Here is a 16955-nt window from a genome sequence, read left to right as displayed (position 1 = left end):
TCGGCTTCAAAACTAAGCGACCGTCATGCGCGGCAGCCGCGTCGGCGATACATGCGAAACTGGCTTTTCATGTAACAGGAGATCGGTCGCCTGGACGCGGCGATTACTGTGGAACCAGCGTTGCACTACATTGTCGCAGAGCAGATTGGCGATCGAGAGCAAACTCATTCCTTGGTGGTGCGCCATCCAGCTATAGACGATCTGCTGGCGGCGCCAGCCAAAGCGACTTGAGGCGGAATAATCGGCGGCCTCATAAAAACCGTACGGACCGAACCATCCCAGCTTCTCCATGCGGCGAAGATTTCGCAATGCCTCCGTCGAATCTACCGTCACTGCAAGAAAGGTAGAGTACGGAGAGATAACGAGAGGACAAGACTCCCGTTTCATCAGTCCGAGTTGTGGAACTCCCATCGCGAGATACTGATAATTGCCGGCTTCGTCGAGCTTATAGTATGCCGATTCGGAAATCCCCCACGGCACGCCTTTCCTGGTTCCATACTCCCGTTGGCAACTCACTACCGCAAGGCGACTTCGGTCGAGCAGCGTGTTCGCGTACGAACGCATCCACAGGGTCGGCATTAAGTATTCGAACATCGTCCCCGTCCAGGAAAGTAGGATAGGGTGCCCTTGTTCCACGGTGTGGGCGCGACCCATCCGGAACCAGCATTCCTGAGGAATATCGTCTTTGGCGATAGCGACGAATACTGCGGTGCGGGACTCGGTCGCGAGCAGATCGTAACATGCCAGCTCAAGTTGCTGAGTCTGGACATTGAATCCCACCGACATCAGTTTACGGCGACGGTTAAAAAGGAAACCGAAATCCATGGCATCGGCCAGCTTCCTGGCGTCGGACGCGACCGTTCGAAGAGTATCGGCCAGTTGGCTGGCATTTGCCGCAGCCTGGGGGAGAAGCCGCAGCAAATCCTCAATAAGTTTCTTTTGCTCGCCCGAAGCGGAGATCACCGCTTGATCGAGGCGATGCTGCAAGTCGTCAATGAACTGCGGTAATAGCTGCAAAGACGGCGGCACTGTGGCGCTCACAAGACCATCGGTTTGGAGAGGCTGGAATTCCGCCAGATCCCACGGGGCATAGGATTGGACTAAGCTGTAAATCGCCTGGAGCCGGGTGAGCGTCTGCTCTCGAAACCATTGAATCTCCGCGGCGTGCCGGGACTTGGGACGCGGCCGCATTTCGTCGGCAGCGGTTCCGCAGAGTGCTTGTGCTGCAGAAAGCCAATCTCCCCCTTGAAGATCCTTTTCGCAGCGAGAAAGCACTTTGCGAGGGAGTACTCGCAGCGTGGCCAGTTCTCTTAAACAATCGAGAAGTCCCTCAGCCAGAGATGGCTGGAAAAGCGGTTCTTGGAGGCAAGCCAGACATCCCTGCTGCAAAGTCCAAAGTGAGGCCAACAGGTTTCCGCTATCGACCGAAGAGACGAACTGCGGCGGAAGCGCTTCCAGGGTGTGCGTGTCGTACCAGTTCAGAAGATGGCCGCGATATTTCGGGAGACGTGCGAGCGTATCAAGAGTCCGCCGGGTTTGCGCCGCCAATTCGGGAACGGTGAGATAGCCAAATTCACAGGCCACCTGTTGTGCGTTCAAGAGCAAACCAAGATTGGTGGGCGAAACCCGGGCCGCGACCGCAGGCGGTTTTTCCTGAACATTATCTGGAATTAGCCAGTTATGTTCCGCCGTGCAAAACTCGGAAAAGTAGCGCCAGATACGCAATGCCGATCGGCGCAGAAACCGCAAGTCTTTCCGGGGTAACTCAGCCCGGGGAGCGATTGGCGACCGGTTCAACCAGACCGAAATGAACTTGCTGGAAGCCCACAACATCAGGACCGGCAGAGCGGCAACGAGAGCGCTGGGCTGCGCACGCCATACGACCAGAGCGATGACTACTGCGATGGCCGGCATCCAATTGAGATATCGGTCGACCGGAGTAAGGCGAATGGCGGCTTCCGACTCGGCCGCTGTTTCCCACTCCAGAAGGCGTTCGCGCGAAACCGTGCGGCGAAATATCGCGCGGACTACGGCATCGACCGAGAGCAGAGTCTGGTGGCCAAGAAAAACGAGCGTGAGCAAGGTGGTGAAGCTGCCCGTAAGAAATGTGCTGACGGCTTCGCGTGCGATCGTGCTCTTGCGCTTGACCGCCGCCCGCACCAGGCTAAAGACGAGCTGAAAGAATATCGGAAGAGACAAAAGAAAAAAGGCAGCTACGGTCCAGGCCACGTGCCGGCCGCCGGGCACGAGCCAGCCGAAAAGAAGCAGCAGGAACGTGCCAGGTTCGACCAGGCTGCGCCGCAAGTTGTCCAGGATCTTCCAGCGGGAGATCCTGGAGATTGGGTTCGGAACCCGCGCACCCGATTCATCCGGCACTTCCGACGAAAGCCATCCGGCAATCTGCCAGTCGCCGCGTAGCCAGCGGTGTTTGCGACGGTTATAGGCGCTATAGTGCGAGGGATAATCCTCGATCAACTCGATGTCGCTGGCTAAACCCGCGCGCGCGTAGGCGCCCTCGATCAGATCGTGACTGAGAAGCGCATTGCGCGGAAACCGGCTATCGAGCACCCGGTGCACCGCGTCGACATCGTAAATTCCTTTGCCGGTAAAGCTGCCTTCGCCGTAAAGGTCCTGATAGGCGTCGGAAACCGCCCTCGTATAAATGTCCAACCCGGTTTCACCGGCATAGATGGCAGCCAGTCGGGAGCGGACGGTGCTTTGTACACTTACCCCAACCCGGGGCTGCAAGATTCCGTAGCCTGCGACCACGATGTTCCGTTCGGGATCGACAATCGCCCGATTCAAGGGATGAGCCAGGGTGCCGATCATGCGCTGCGCCGCTCCGCGCGGCAATTCTGTGTCCGTATCCAGTGTTATCACGTAGCGGACTTTGGGAAGAATCGACAAGTCACCGACTTTGATCGGGAAGCTGTCGTATTGTCCACGCAACAGCTTATTCAGGTCGAGCAGCTTGCCTCGTTTTCGTTCCCATCCCATCCAGCCTCTTTCCCGCGGGTTGTAAACGCGGTGCCGATGGAACATCAAGAAGGCACCTTTCCCTTGCCCTTTATATTTCTCATTCAGTTCCCTGATCAAAGAAGAACAAAGATCAATCAGCGGGCTGTCTTCGCGGTCCAGATGATAAGAATCCGGCAGGTCGGAGAGGATCGCGAAATGGATATTGGGATCGTGGTTTCCCAGAAACCGCACCTCCAGGTCCTCTGCCAGCGCACGCACTTGTTTTTCATTCAACAACAAAGTCGGAATCACGACGAGCGTCAGGCAATCGGCGGGGACCGCTTTGGAAAAGTCAAGCTTGGGAAGAATTTCCGGTGGTAGCAGCGCCGTGATGATGTAGTCGGTGATTTGCACTGCGCTCTGGGAACTTGGCAATAGCAACAACAGCGCCGAGACGAATATGAACCCGAGCGAACTATCCGGCGAAGTCACCATAAACAGGCATGCGGCGACCAGAGAGCAGGTGATGAGGACAATCCCGGGGAAGAAGACCTCGTCAGGATACCGGCGCAGCCAGGCGCGCAGCTTCTGCATCACGGTTCGCCTGCTGCCAACCCGCTCGACCAGGCGTTCGGCACCTTCGCCCACAATGTAATAGCCAATATGCGATTCTCGCAGCGCGATCCGGGGATCTTCGTAGCTTCGAGCTTGAGCTTCGCGCGCAAGTGCCAGCGCCTCCTCGGCTACTTGCCTCTCGGTAAGGTCGGACTGCACCGCAATTCTTGCCAGGTGATTGCGATAAAGGCGCCAGCTCTCAGGGTCCATGTTGGCATAGCAGCCAACCGGATCTTTCCGCAGAACATCGTCGAACAAGATGAGCGGCCCAAGCACGTCTTCCCAGGAAATTTGCACGACTTCACGAAGGCTCCGAATGCAGACATCTAAATCGGGCAAGCCGCGCTCTTCGCTATTACCATTGAACGCGCGCCGGGCGCATGTTGCTATCTCCTCAAGCAGTACTAGCTTCAAGGCCGGAACCAAGGCGTTGATTTCACGCAATTCCAGGGGGGCCATCTCCTGGAAGCCCAGGCAGAACGAGGTCAGTCTCTGCTCACAGAAGCGGTATTCGGTGGCCGTGAAGAAGCCTTGCGCAAAAGCGAGTATACGAGGAATATTTTCGGCGTTGCGGGTGTGAACGTGCGGCAAACGCCTGCGTAATTTCAGATCCGAGCTGACACTCAGCAACTCCGAATAGATCAGAGATTCGTTCTCCCGAATCAAGCGGGCATCGGCTGAAAGACGGGAACGAGTGGTTAAGGAATTTACCGCCGCAATCACTGAAGCCAGATGGATTTTCAGTTGACGACAACGGGCTGAGAAGGTATTGGAGGATTTTATGCGCGGCATCCACGCCAGTTCCGAAGCCAGCCGTTCGCCTTTCGCGCGCAGGGCCTGGAACTCCATTTGGTCGTCGACCGTAGTTGAAGCGTGGGTCGCTTCTTCCGCGATGACGGCTTGAATGCGACGATTCAGCGGCATAAAAGCACCTAGCGATAACTCGCAGCTTGCATTTCAAACATCTCGGCATATCGGCCACCGAGGTGAGTCAACTCGTCATGTCTGCCCTCTTCGGCGACGCGGCCGTCTTCGATTACGACGATGCGGTCGGCCATTCGTACCGTCGAAAATCGGTGCGAAATAAAGAGCGCCATCTTGCCTCGCGTGAGTTCGGCAAAGCGCTGAAATACCTCGAATTCGCTGCGGGCGTCGAGCGCGGCGGTGGGCTCGTCCAGAATGAGAACTTGCGCATCCCGCAGATAGGCGCGAGCGAGCGCAACTTTTTGCCACTCGCCTCCGGAAAGATCCACGCCGCCCTCGAAACGGCGGCCCAGCATTTGCTCGTACCCGCGGGGAAGTTTGCGGACCACTTCATCGGCCAGACTTTTCTCCGCCGAAACCTGTACCAGAGGAAGGTTGTCGAGTTCCTCGATTCGTCCCACAGAAATGTTCTCGCTAGCCGTCATTTCAAAGCGCATGAAATCCTGGAAAATCACGCCAATCTCTCGGTACAGACTCTCAAGGCTGTATTCGCGAAGGTCGATGCCATCGAGCAGGATCTGTCCCTCGACCGGATCGTAAAGGCGGGTGAGCAGTTTGACGATGGTGGTCTTTCCCTGACCGTTCTCGCCGATCAGTGCGACCCGCTCTCCAGGGTGAATGCGAAAATTGAAATGGTTAAGAATCAGATGCACTCCGCCGGGATAGCGGAAGGAAACGTTGCGGAACTCGAATCCCTGACGGATGGGCTTGGGCGCGGGCAGGGCTTGGGGTTTCGAGCGGATTGTCGGCTTCATCTGGAGAAACGCAATCAGATCGGTAAGAAACAAAGCCTGATCGGCGATGCTCGACACCGTCGAAAAAATCTGTTGAATATTAGTGCTGGCTTGCAGAATCGCGCCCGCCAGAAATGTCAGCGTTCCAATGCTCAGCACTCCCGTGACTGTCCGCCAAATCACCAGTACGTAGGCGCCGTAATAACCGGCCGCGCCAACAATTGACAATAGCGCCCCGGCCACCAAGCGGCGGCGGGCCAGGGCCACATCTTCAAAATAGATTTGATCGGAGAGCTTGGTGAACCGTTCCGTCAGGAAATCTTTCAACCCAAAGAGCTTCAGTTCTTTGGCCGCTTCTTTGCTGCCTCCTAATACGCGCAAATAGTCGAGTTGTCGGCGAATCGGTGTTTGCCGGAAATTTTTGGCATAGCTCAAGAATGCGAAGTGACTCTCTCCGAGGAATGCCGGAACCACTCCTGCAATCAAAAGCAGCAGCAGCCACGGGGAAAAGACCATGATGGAAACGGAAAGCGAAACCGTCGTGACAACCTGCTGCACCAGTCGCCCCATCGATTGAATCATGCCCAGACGGTCTGTGGCCTGTACCCGCGCTCGTTCCAAGCGATCATAAAAGACAGGATCTTCATAGGCCAGCAGGTCGAGCTCTGCTGCATGCTTCATGACTTGAATGCTGACGTGGCGCGTGTAGTTGTCGGCGAGCAGTTGGTCGAGGTAATCGACCGTGCGACTCAGAACGCTGGCGAAAACCGCCAGTCCAAATTCGATTTCCACCAAGTGCCAAAGATGTCGCGGCACGGGTTGATGGGCGTTTACGGCATGCACCACGCTGTCGATGATCAGCTTGGTTACCCACAGTAGGGCGATGGGCAATAGCGAAGCCACTAAGCGAAATATCAGACCGAGCGCTACGACTGTCCCGCCGGATTCCCAAACGATACGCAGGACGACGGGAATATTGCGAAGCGCGGCCAGACGGTCATGCCAACTGCTCCACAAGTTTTGCCGACTCGACATTACGCACCTATATCTGCCGAAGGGACGGCCACCCCATGGGTTCCGTTCCCGGATGACCATCGAATCTACTGAAAGCCATGGCTTGCTCGATCGGACTCAGCTTCGATGACGAATCGTTTCAATAGGTTGGATCAATGCCCCAGTGACAAGGGCAGGCTGGTTGAGGAAAAACGGGGACGGCCTTCCGTCGTCCGAAATCGCCGAAAATCCAATAAGGCCGCAGTACTCTCATAAGCGCGCAGCGGCGCTTCCTACCGAAGACCCATTTCCGCGTTGAACAGCTGCGTAATTCCGTAGCATTCGCAAGCCGAAGCTTCGAGTTTCTTGCGATTCAGAATTTTCACCGAGCCATGCGTGTACTCGATAATGCGTTTCCGTTGCAGTCCGCCCGCTACCAAAGACACACTGGGGCGATCGGTTCCAAGCATAGTCGCCAGAAAATCGTGGGTGATGCGCAGCAGACCGGACTCAACACGATCCTGAATCAGGAGCAGCCATCGGGAAAAACGTTGCTCGAGATTATGGAGCCGATTGCAGCCGGCAGTCTGGGCGACTTGCATGCCGTGAACTGCCGCATACCGATTCAGCAGTCGCTGGAACTGTGGGCTGGATTGTAGAGCTGTCTCCATGGCATCGGCGTTAACCTTGAACCCTTCTCCGCCAACCTGCATCACGGCGCGGTGCGGAATTCTCCTGATGCCGGCCGCCAATGGGATCGGCGAAAATCCCTCGTTCCCGACGACGCCCGCTTCCACACTTTGTCCCCGGCCCGCAGTCACCACCAGAGAAACCATGCCTCGGTTCAGGAAATAGGCGAACTCCGCCTTGCGATTGGGCTCGTGCAGCGTACGGTGGTGCGGCAACACCAGAAACCGCAGGTGCGGGCGGATCAGGTCAAACTCCTCATCGGGGATTGATAAAAGAATCGTGTTCATCACCGGCTTGCCTTCCGCATTCGTTCGTTCTCCAGCGTGTAGAGTCTGGAGTTCGCTGATCGCCCCGATCTCATTCGACATAGGAATTCACCTCCCGGAGCCGGACTCTAGCCGGTAGTTCCTTTGATGCTGCCGAATACACATCCGCAGTGCGAAGATTCCTTCAGAGTAGAGTCGGCGTTCGTGGTGGTTATGCTGTCTTTCCAGTAATTTCAGTTCTGTTCGCTTGCCAGTTTCATCCGTTCGATACCCTACGGATGGTAGTTCGAAACCGTTTTGAACCATCATCTTGAAATAATTCCCCGTCTGCGCCTTTCGGCGTGGCGGCGTTTTGGTTCACATCTGACGGAACTAAGCGTTCCTCTCGGCTAGTATTTTTGTAGGCCGGCGCGTTCAATTCCACGCTGCGCCTCCGGCGACTTCATAAAGGTGTCCCACACGAATCCGGTTCGCAGATTTTCCGCCATCAACATCGTGATCCCTGTATCGATCCCGATCACGTCGGTGTCATACCAATTTTTAAGGGGATTGAAGGCATTGACAAAGCCGTATTTGCCCCAGGCGGAGGGATATCGGCTTTGGATCGTTTTCAAAACGCGCAGCGTGGCCGCGGGTAGGAACGGTAGCGATCCCGCGGCCGCGCTCGGCACCACGCTACCGTCGATTGGACCCATTGCGGGAGGCCCACCCCAAACAACGTAACCGTTCTGCGAATCGGAAGCGGTAATCCCCCAAAGGTCGTCGCTGTAATCCGGGAACTGCTTGCCCAGCTCTATACAAAAACGCCGATGCACTTCCGTTGCAGTCACGGAATTCTGGAAGTAATCCGCATATTTGTCGCGACGGCCGCGAAAATCGAACCACGCCTGCGAGTATTGATGCACAAACAGCGGCGCGAAGGAACCGATATACCTCATGCCCTCGTAGTCAAATGTCAAACGCTTCCATGCGTTCCAGGTTTCCTGTTGCAGAGGATGCACCGAAGCCCCCATGCCCAGTAGATACACCATCATCAGTTCGCTGTAATGATCCCATCGCGATGGGAGGAATCCGACCTCCGGCGTCCATCCGTGCGTGAGTAGGGCTGTGTCTTCCGAGAGCCAGCTCCAATCCACGCGGTTTAGGATGAGATTCGCCAGTTCAGCAACCGCGGGATGATGGAAGTGTTCGCGGCAGGTCACAATTCCACACAGCAGAATTGTCGTATCCACGGAAGATACTTCGGAGTCGAACATGCGCTCGCCGGTTTCGGGGTTGGCGAAGTGATAAAAAAATCCGCGGTGGTTGGGCAGCTTCCTCCACAAAAAACGCAGGGTCGCGAACACTCGTTCCAGCGCGTCTGTACGGGAGATAAAACCACGCTGATCTCCGATGCAGAGAGCCGTCAGGCCAAAGCCGGTGGCCGCGATACTGGCGGCATCCTTTCGAGCGGGTTTGTGAACGTCACAGCGATCCTTGACCATCCCCGTCTTAGGGTTGCCTTGTTCCCAGAAGAAGAGAAAACTAGCCTGCTCTACATCATTTAGGAACTTGTCATCCTCTGGCGATAAAGCCGGCGTCCCTGTTTTGGACTGCGCCTCCAGGCGCACGCTGGAGAGAACCGTCGCAAACGGCGCACAAGAGCCGGCGCCCAGGAACAGACGCAAAACCTGCCGGCGTGAAAGCAGATTAGGCCTTGCTTCGATCATGTATTTCCGCCAACGTTAATCTTGAGACCCTCCCGTCAAATGGAAACGCAAGCAAAAAGGAATGAGAAACTCTGGCTGGACTCCCGCCAATCGTTAAAAGATGCAGAAAGGGCCCGCATCGTTGTCATGGAGAAACCGTTCGCCCTACACTCATCATCATAATAGATTTTGCAAAGGATTTTCGAATATGACTCGCGCACACAAAATAGAGCTTTGGATCGCCTTGCTGGTGTCCTTCGTAATTATTGCGGGCGCTCTGGCGTTGCTCCAGTGGGGAAGACGCAAGCCGATTTCCCTGAAAGGGGCCGTGATAGTACAGGATACCGATCCGAGAAAAGAGTCTCCCATCGCGGGAGTTATTGTTTCTGGCGGCAATCTGGCTACATCCGACTGCGCCTCGGACTCCTCGGGTTTCTTCACCCTCACCCTGCGCACACCGATCCGGCGAGGACACGCTATCACGCTCCACTTCCGTCACGCGCGCTATCGTCCGCTTGACCTCGACGATTACGTCGGCGACAAGCTTTACATCATCCATCTCGTTCCGCTATCCAGCACGCCCGCTGCGGCTAGTCAACCGGAGGTCAAAGTGGCCAATATCCGCGCGAGATATACGGTCAAAGGCCTCACGACGCTCAACGTTGGGAGTGAGGTTCGAACCTTCCAGATCGAGAACAAAGGCAACGTGCCCTGTAATGGTCAGCATCCTTGCTCACCTGATGGAAAATGGAAGGCGGTAGTCGGGTCGGCGTCCTTAGACGCAGGAGCGGGAAATGAATTCCGAGATGCCCGAGCGTCCTGCATTGCCGGACCCTGTCCTTTCACAAAAATTGAAGGCGACCATACCTCGCAGGGGGGCCAGATCGTGACGGTTTCAGCTCGCGACTGGTCCGACACCGCAACTTTCCTTTTGGAGGCCGAAGTTTTTCATCCCATGGAAAGCCAAAGCGAACATTGGTCCTATCCTGTCATCTTTGGGCAGGACATGAGCTTCACTCTGCCATCCGCCGCAGAAAGCGTGAGCATTGAAGCTGACCTGAATGGCCAGACCACCATTTTCCCGCTCGGCCCCGCACTTTTGCTGAGTTGGGCCAACTGCACCGGGATTGTCAATCCTGACCACGGCCGCGTTTATCGCTGCGCGCTTAAGCCGGGATACCGCTTTCAGTGAGGTCGCAGCTGCGCCGCCACAGTTACTTTGAGCTTTCAATAAGGGATCTTGTCTAGCCTTTCCTGCCATGCGCGAAACGCGGCCAAGGCCTGTTCGCGCATCATTTGGATCATGGGAATCGAGCGCTGCGGCAAAGGCTGGGCCAGCTCGGCATAGATGAAGGAATCGTCGAATCCGATCCTGGAAGCGTCGGCGGCTAAATTGCCGAAATAAACCCGCGCGATCCGCGCCCAGTAGATCGCACCCAGGCACATAGGGCATGGCTCGCACGAGGTGTAAATTTCGCAATCCCGAAGCTCGAAGCCGCCAACCTTGGCACAGGCTTCCCGGATGGCGACGATTTCGGCGTGCGCCGTTGGATCATTGGTGGTAGTGACGCGATTCGCGCCCTCGGCCACGACGCTGCCGTTTTTGACGATCACGGCCCCGAAGGGGCCACCTCTGACGGAAACTACATTGTCGATGGAGAGTTGAATGGCGCGCGCCATGAAAGGATTGTCCATGCGATGGGCCAGTTCGTCATCCTGCAATCTGTTCGCGAATTCGCGCATAGCCTGGCTTAATCGTTTTGTAGATGAAGTCGCAACGCCGATCGTAGGGTAGGAATGCACTCTTCATCGCATTGATCGTGATCTTCTCGAAATCCTTCAGGGTGAGGCCGAAAGTTTCCGATGCAGCTTCAAATTCCCTTGTCATCGAAGTGTTGCTCATGAGTCGATTATCGGTGTTGAGCGTCACTCGAAATCCCTGCTCATAGAAAATCTTGAACGGATGTTGATTGAGGGCGGGCGTAGCCCCGGTATGGACATTGCTGAGAAGGCAGATTTCCAACGGAATTCTTTTGTCGAGAACGTATTGCGCCAAGTCGCCCAACTTGACCGCCTTGCCATCGGCAACGGCGATGTCATCAATCAGACGCGTGCCGTGACCGATGCGGTGGGCGCCGCAGTATTGAATCGCCTGCCAAATCGATTCTTTTCCGTAGCCCTCGCCGGCATGGACCGTGATGTTGAAGTTCTCGCGCTGAATGTAATGAAATGCGTCCACATGCTTTTTTGGGGGATAGCCCCCCTCCTCGCCCGCGAGATCGAATCCAACTACACCACGTTGGCGAAAGTCGACTGCCAATTCCGCCATTTCGAGAGACACGTTCATATTGCGCATCGCGCAAATGATGAGCCCCGACCGGATGCCAAAGTCCTGCGTCCCGCGGGCCATGCCTTTGAGTACGGCGGAGACCACCTGCTGGTGCGTCAATCCTTTGGTCGTGTGAAAAATAGGCGCGAAGCGGGTTTCGTAATAAATCACGCTGTCTTTACTCAGATCTTCGGCTTGCTCGTACGCGACTCGCTCGAGCGCTTCCTCCGTCTGTGTAACGGCAATCGTATGCTTGAAACCTTCGAGATACTTGGCCAGGCTTCCCTGGTTCGCGCCCTGATAGAACCAGGTGGCCAGCGCCTCAGGATCTTTGGTGGGTAACTCCGAATAATTTCCGCTGGCGGCCAACTCGATCACGGTCCGCGGGCGTAGAACCCCGTCCAGGTGCTCGTGGAGCAGAACTTTCGGCAAAGTCTTCAGGTCGACTTTTCTAGTTGTCATTCCAGGCTCAAAGCTACGAGTTTGATCTCATATCGCTCGATGTTCCTCCGGCCGCCGGCACGTAGCACTTCTGCGTGTAATCCATCACCATGCGGTCGGCATTGAATCTCCAGCCCAGAGTACGGATCGTGCGTTTCATGCGTTTGATCCAGCCCCGCGGAAGTCCATCGCGATCGCGCTGGTAATAAAGCGGAATCACTTCTTCACGAAGCGTCCGCATCAGGTCTTCTCCATCGCGGGCATCGTGAACTGCCATATTGGAATGCGTTCTTCCCGTTCCGATGGCAAATCCATTCATGCCATCGAATGCCTCAGCCCACCAGCCATCCAGGATGGAAAGATTCAGGCCACCGTTCAGAACCACTTTCTGTCCACTCGTGCCGGAGGCCTCCAGCGGACGGCGCGGATTGTTGAGCCAGACATCGACGCCCTGCACAAAGTGGCGTCCTACGTTGATGTCATAGTCCTCAACGAATACAAACTTGTCCCGGAATTTAGGATCGCGCATCAATTCGGCGATTTGCTGCAACAACCGCTTGCCGGGCTCATCGAGGGGATGAGCCTTGCCCGAAAACACAAACTGCACCGGCCGATTGGGATCGTTCACCATGGAAGCCAGCCGCTCGATATTGGCCAGAATCAGATTAGCCCGCTTGTATGTGGCAAAACGCCGCGCGAATCCGATGGTGAGCGCATCCGGACTCAAGACACGCTCCAGACGCTGGAGGGTTTCCTGGGGTTCACCGCGACGCTGCGCCTGCTCCACCGCTCGCCGCCGCACAAATTCGATGAGCTGCGATTTCAGGTTAAGGTGCGTCTCCCACAGTTCGCCATCGTCCACATCCTCAATCCCTAGCCAGATTTTCGCTTCACTGCTGCGCTGGTTCCAGTCCCTTCCCAGGTGGCGATCGTAGAGTCGAAACATCTCCGGAGCCAGCCAGGATGGAACGTGCACGCCGTTGGTGATGTGTCCAATCGGAACATCGTCTTCCAGTTTGTTGCGAAACAGCTTCGTCCACATCGCGCGCGAGACTTCCGCATGGAGCGCCGAAACGGCATTGGCACGGCGCGAAAGCCGCAACGCCAGCACGGTCATACAAAATAATTCGTCGCCGTTGCTGGAATTCTCGCGGCCCAGCCCCAGCAGGGTTTCCGGCGAAAGCCCAAGCGCCTCGCGAAGCGGTCCGATGTGCTCTTCGACCAGGCCGGCATCGAACCGGTCATGTCCCGCCGGTACCGGAGTATGCGTGGTGAACACAACCTCACGTGAGACGCGCGGCACCGCGGCGTCAAACCCGATACCTTCATCTTCCATCCGCTGCCGAACCGCTTCCAGCACGGCAAAAGCACTATGGCCTTCGTTCAAGTGAAGAACGCCGGGAGAAATCCCCAGCGCCTTGAGAGCGCGCAATCCGCCCACGCCCAGCAGCAACTCCTGCCGGATGCGAATGCGCAGATCTCCCCCGTACAACCGCGAGGTCAATTCGCGGTCCTCGGGAGCATTGCCTTCCACGTCGGAGTCAAGCAGCAACAGGTCGCGCCGTCCCACCTTCACCCGCCAAACCTTTGCGTGAATGCGCCCGCTACGCGTCTCGATCTCCACCATGACCGGCAGGCCATCCTTGCCGATCGCCACCTCCATCGCCATCTGATTGACATCGGTCTTGAGATATTCTTCGCGCTGCCATCCGTTGAGATCGAGCCGTTGCCGAAAATATCCCTGGCCATAAAACAAACCGATCCCGACCAGAGGAATATCCAGGTCAGACGCACTTTTGATGTGATCTCCTGCCAAAACACCGAGCCCGCCGGAATATACCGGCAGCGATTCATGCAAGCCGAACTCGGCGGAAAAATAAGCGACAGGATGCGGACGCAGGACGCCGGCGTTCTTCGCGCCCCAGGTCAGATCCGCTTCCAGATACTCGAGCATTCGCCGGTACGCGTAATTCACGCGACTGTGCAGCATGATTTCCGCCGCACGCGCTTCGAGCTTGGCCAGCGGAAGTTCCGCCAACAGTGCCACCGGATTGTGGTTGAGTTCGTTCCAGCGTGCGGGATCCAGATCCAGGAACAGGCTCGAGGAATTGTGGTCCCAGCTCCACCACAGATTGCGGGCCAGCGCCCACAGCCTCTCTTGCAGCGGGGCAATGAAGCGGTCGAGTGTGCGCGCTTCACTGACCACGGGTGCGACCTGGGTGGCCGCTTCCGTGAGCATCCGAATTTCGTCGTCGCTGAAAACGCGCGCTTCGACGGTTTGCACCACCAGTACTCCCTGTAGAACTCCCCGTTCAACCAACGGAACGCCAAGAAACGACTGGTAGGCATCCTCGCCTGCATCTCGAAAGTATTTGAACCGGGGATGATTCTTTACCTGCTCGACCGCCACCGGCCGTACGAGTTCCGCGACCAGGCCGGTGAGCCCTTCATTCACAGCCATCCGGAGAACGCCGATGCACTCCCGACGCAGGCCCACGGTTGCCGCCAGCACGAGGTTGGCGCGATCCGGCTCCAGCAAATATGCCGAGCACACGTCGGTTCGGAACCTCTTGGCGATCAGGGCCACCACGTTCATCAGCGTTTCTGCGGGCTGGCTGCCGTCCGCCGTAAGATTCGCAATGTCACCCCGCGTCAGCGCATTCGTGACCTTGCTCGAATCCACGGTTTGCTCCGTACCTTCTGCTAGCTTTTCCGTCGCATTCTCGTATCCGTCCAAAATTTGTTTCTCCAGTCCGTTTTCTAGGGTTTTAGGCCCGGCATCAGGCGAACTACTTCGATGACATTCTCGGGGAATAAGTTCTACGTTTTCTATTGTAAGGTCTGTGAATGATATCGCGCACTGGGGCGGGAAAACAGGTTTGCGTTGCGCCCTGCATACAGGGTAGAATCCTCGCCAATCCAGCCTCCCGATGGAAGACGTGAGTCCACTTTGCGTTGGAGTTTCGAGTCTGCGAGATTGGAACGCGATCGAGAGATTGCACATTTCGGTCGATCGCCCAACTGCGGCTCTGCACGAACAGGCACAACGTTAGAAACTATTTGCAAGACGGCGCATTTTTGAGCACGGCCCGCAAGCCTTTTGCATCTCGCGAGACCCATGGAGTCTGCACAAATGAACGGTACCTCCGCACGATTTCTCCGGCTGGGTGTGAGCTTGTCTGGATTGGCGGTCTTGGGATGGGTGTTAACCGGCCAGGCGGCTAAGCCCGCTGGCCGCGGAATCCCTCTGCCTACCGACTGGAGTCACAGTCACGTTATCTTCACTGCGCCCGCATCGGAGGAACAAGCTCGCCTGCTCAACGACGATCCGCGTTATTGGCAACAGCTGTATCGCCGCGGACAGTCTCAGGTGCTGAAGCCGGAAGCGGCCGATTTGAACCCGGGGAATACTCCCAGCAACGTCTGGCCGCAGACGCTCGGCGGTGCGGCCGCGCCGGGTGCGACTAACTATCCCGCCAAATTTTCGTTTAACACCAGTATCGCGAACTGCGGCGCCGCCGCCACCCCGGATTATGTCGTCTACACTACTGGGGTAATTGGATCTGGAACGCAAGCCAGCGTGGTCGCATTCGACAATCTCTACTCCGGATGCGGAGGCACTGTGCCTTCGGTCTATTGGGCCTACAACACTGGCGGTCTCATTCTCACCTCTCCAGTGCTGTCTCTGGATGGCACACAGGTCGCGTTCGTACAGACTTCGGGCAGCCCTACGGGCCTAGCCGGACTGGTGATTCTGAAATGGAAGGCATCAGCTACCGAAACCGTTGGCGCGCCGGGTGTACCGACATCCGTATCCAATGCGCTCTATCCGACTTGTGTCGCCCCTTGCATGACCGAGGTTTTCCTGCACGACGGGCACGGGGTCGCTGTCGACGACAGAACTTCATCGGCATATTACGATTACACGAATGACATAGCCTGGACTGGTGGCGCTATCGGCTGGCTTCATAAAATTACCGGAGTATTCAAGGGCACCGCCCTAAACCCTCCGGGCGAAGTCAGCGCGGGCGGTTTCCCAGTTCAGGTTAATACGACCAATCCCAGCGCACTTTCCAATCCCGTCTATGACCACATATCCAGGAACGTATTTGTGGGCGATGCGGGCGGGTTCTTTTATCGAGTGCCTTCGGCGACCGGCACCACGGCCACCGCGTCCGGAAAATTGGATTTCGGCACCGGTCTGGTGGAGAGTCCAATCCTCGATGTCACCAACAGCTTGATCTATGTGTTCTCTTCGAGCGATGGCAGCACGAGCTGCGGCGGCGTCGCCTGTAGCGCTGTCTTCCAACTTTCCACGACATTCGCGTCCGGTTCCAAGGGATCCAATGTGCTCGTCGGGACCAGCGTCGCGAGCGGCAATACTCCGAACCCGCTATACATTGGCGGCTTTGACAGTACCTATTATGGATCTGCGGGGGCCACGGGAAACCTCTACGTTTGCGGCAACACGGGAGGAGACCCTAATTTGTACCGGGTGCCGATTAACAGCGGCGTTTTCGGCGCAGCCGCTGCGATAGCGCCACTGACTCCCGCCGCGCAAAAGCCCGCCTGTTCTCCCGTAACAGACTTTTCGAACCCGAATACCAGCGTAGGCACGACCGAACGGATTTTCTTTAGCGTTGCCAACAGCGCCCGGCCGACGCCGTGCGCCAACAGGGGCTGCATGATGAATTTCATCAGCATGCCGTGGCGCGCTTCCACTCACTTTAACGTGGGTCAGCAGATATTAGTTCTCCGAACCGCGAACAACACGTTGTACCTCAATACGGCTATTACGGCCGGTACAACGAGCACATCCGAACCCGTGTGGCCTACCAATCCCAGTAACCAGACGGTGGACGGCGGCGTCACTTGGGTGAACCAGGGAGCGACAACGGTTAACACATTGACGGGATGGACCGCCAACCATATCTACGGCAACGTCTCCCGTATTATTGACAGCAACAACAACGTTGAGGTATTGCCTTTGAGCGGGAGGTCTGGCGGCGCTGTTCCCACATGGAACACAAACGTTGGCGGCACGACTACAGATGGCACGGCGATTTGGACCAATGCCGGCCCTTGGCCCAACGCGGCCATTCCCGCAGCCTCCGGCACGGGCGGGATTATTATCGACAACGCTGTGAACAGCGGCACTTTAACGGGCGCTTCTCAGGTATACTTTTTTACTCTGGGCAGTCAGGTTTGTGGAACATCCGGCACGGGCGCCTGCGCGATGCAGGAGCCTCAGTGAATT

General features: G+C 56.7%; 9 protein-coding genes. 2 read left to right on the top strand and 7 right to left on the bottom strand.

Going from position 1 to position 16955, the window contains the following annotated elements; translation table 11 throughout:
- Window positions 1-12: 12 nt before the first annotated feature.
- The 4 genes from VGM18_02265 to VGM18_02250 all read right to left on the bottom strand — a co-directional run bounded on the left by VGM18_02265 (window position 13) and on the right by VGM18_02250 (window position 8949).
- Window positions 13-4497, bottom strand: coding sequence for a glucoamylase family protein (locus VGM18_02265; protein ID HEY3971796.1), 4485 nt, complete (start codon window positions 4495-4497; stop codon window positions 13-15).
- An 8-nt stretch (window positions 4498-4505) separates the two neighbouring features.
- Window positions 4506-6326 (bottom strand): ABC transporter ATP-binding protein, encoded by a 1821-nt coding sequence (locus tag VGM18_02260; GenBank protein ID HEY3971795.1) that lies wholly within the window; start codon window positions 6324-6326, stop codon window positions 4506-4508.
- A gap of 251 nt (window positions 6327-6577) precedes the next feature.
- Complete coding sequence (locus tag VGM18_02255) at window positions 6578-7342, bottom strand: Crp/Fnr family transcriptional regulator (GenBank protein ID HEY3971794.1); 765 nt, start codon at window positions 7340-7342, stop codon at window positions 6578-6580.
- 287 nt (window positions 7343-7629) lie between these two features.
- A complete protein-coding gene (locus tag VGM18_02250; GenBank protein ID HEY3971793.1) occupies window positions 7630-8949 on the bottom strand; it encodes a glucoamylase family protein in 1320 nt (439 codons plus the stop codon).
- A gap of 187 nt (window positions 8950-9136) precedes the next feature.
- On the opposite strand from VGM18_02250, the gene VGM18_02245 reads away from it, so the two are divergent.
- Window positions 9137-10120 (top strand): hypothetical protein, encoded by a 984-nt coding sequence (locus VGM18_02245; GenBank protein HEY3971792.1) that lies wholly within the window; start codon window positions 9137-9139, stop codon window positions 10118-10120.
- A gap of 35 nt (window positions 10121-10155) precedes the next feature.
- Here the strand turns inward: VGM18_02245 and VGM18_02240 are convergent, their stop codons facing one another.
- The 3 genes from VGM18_02240 to glgP are packed head-to-tail and all read right to left on the bottom strand — an operon-like array spanning window position 10156 to window position 14381.
- Entirely contained in the window at window positions 10156-10671 is a 516-nt protein-coding gene (locus VGM18_02240) for a nucleoside deaminase (protein ID HEY3971791.1), read from the bottom strand.
- Window positions 10640-11719: an adenosine deaminase gene (locus VGM18_02235; GenBank protein ID HEY3971790.1), complete on the bottom strand. Its 1080-nt coding sequence runs from the start codon at window positions 11717-11719 to the stop codon at window positions 10640-10642. The genes VGM18_02240 and VGM18_02235 overlap by 32 nt, the downstream gene beginning before the upstream one ends.
- A 13-nt stretch (window positions 11720-11732) precedes the next feature.
- A complete protein-coding gene (glgP, locus tag VGM18_02230) occupies window positions 11733-14381 on the bottom strand; it encodes an alpha-glucan family phosphorylase (protein ID HEY3971789.1) in 2649 nt (882 codons plus the stop codon).
- Window positions 14382-14831: 450 nt separating this feature from the next.
- Here glgP and VGM18_02225 point away from each other — a divergent pair, with 450 nt between their 5' ends.
- Window positions 14832-16952 carry a hypothetical protein gene (locus VGM18_02225; protein ID HEY3971788.1) on the top strand — a complete coding sequence of 707 codons (2121 nt, stop codon included), beginning with the start codon at window positions 14832-14834 and terminating at the stop codon, window positions 16950-16952.
- The last annotated feature ends 3 nt before the right edge of the window (window positions 16953-16955 follow it).

Source organism: Candidatus Sulfotelmatobacter sp. (assembly GCA_036500765.1).
GTDB lineage: Bacteria > Acidobacteriota > Terriglobia > Terriglobales > Acidobacteriaceae > Sulfotelmatobacter.
Note: the sequence above shows the minus strand (reverse complement) of the source record. Positions and strands in the feature narration are given on the sequence as shown.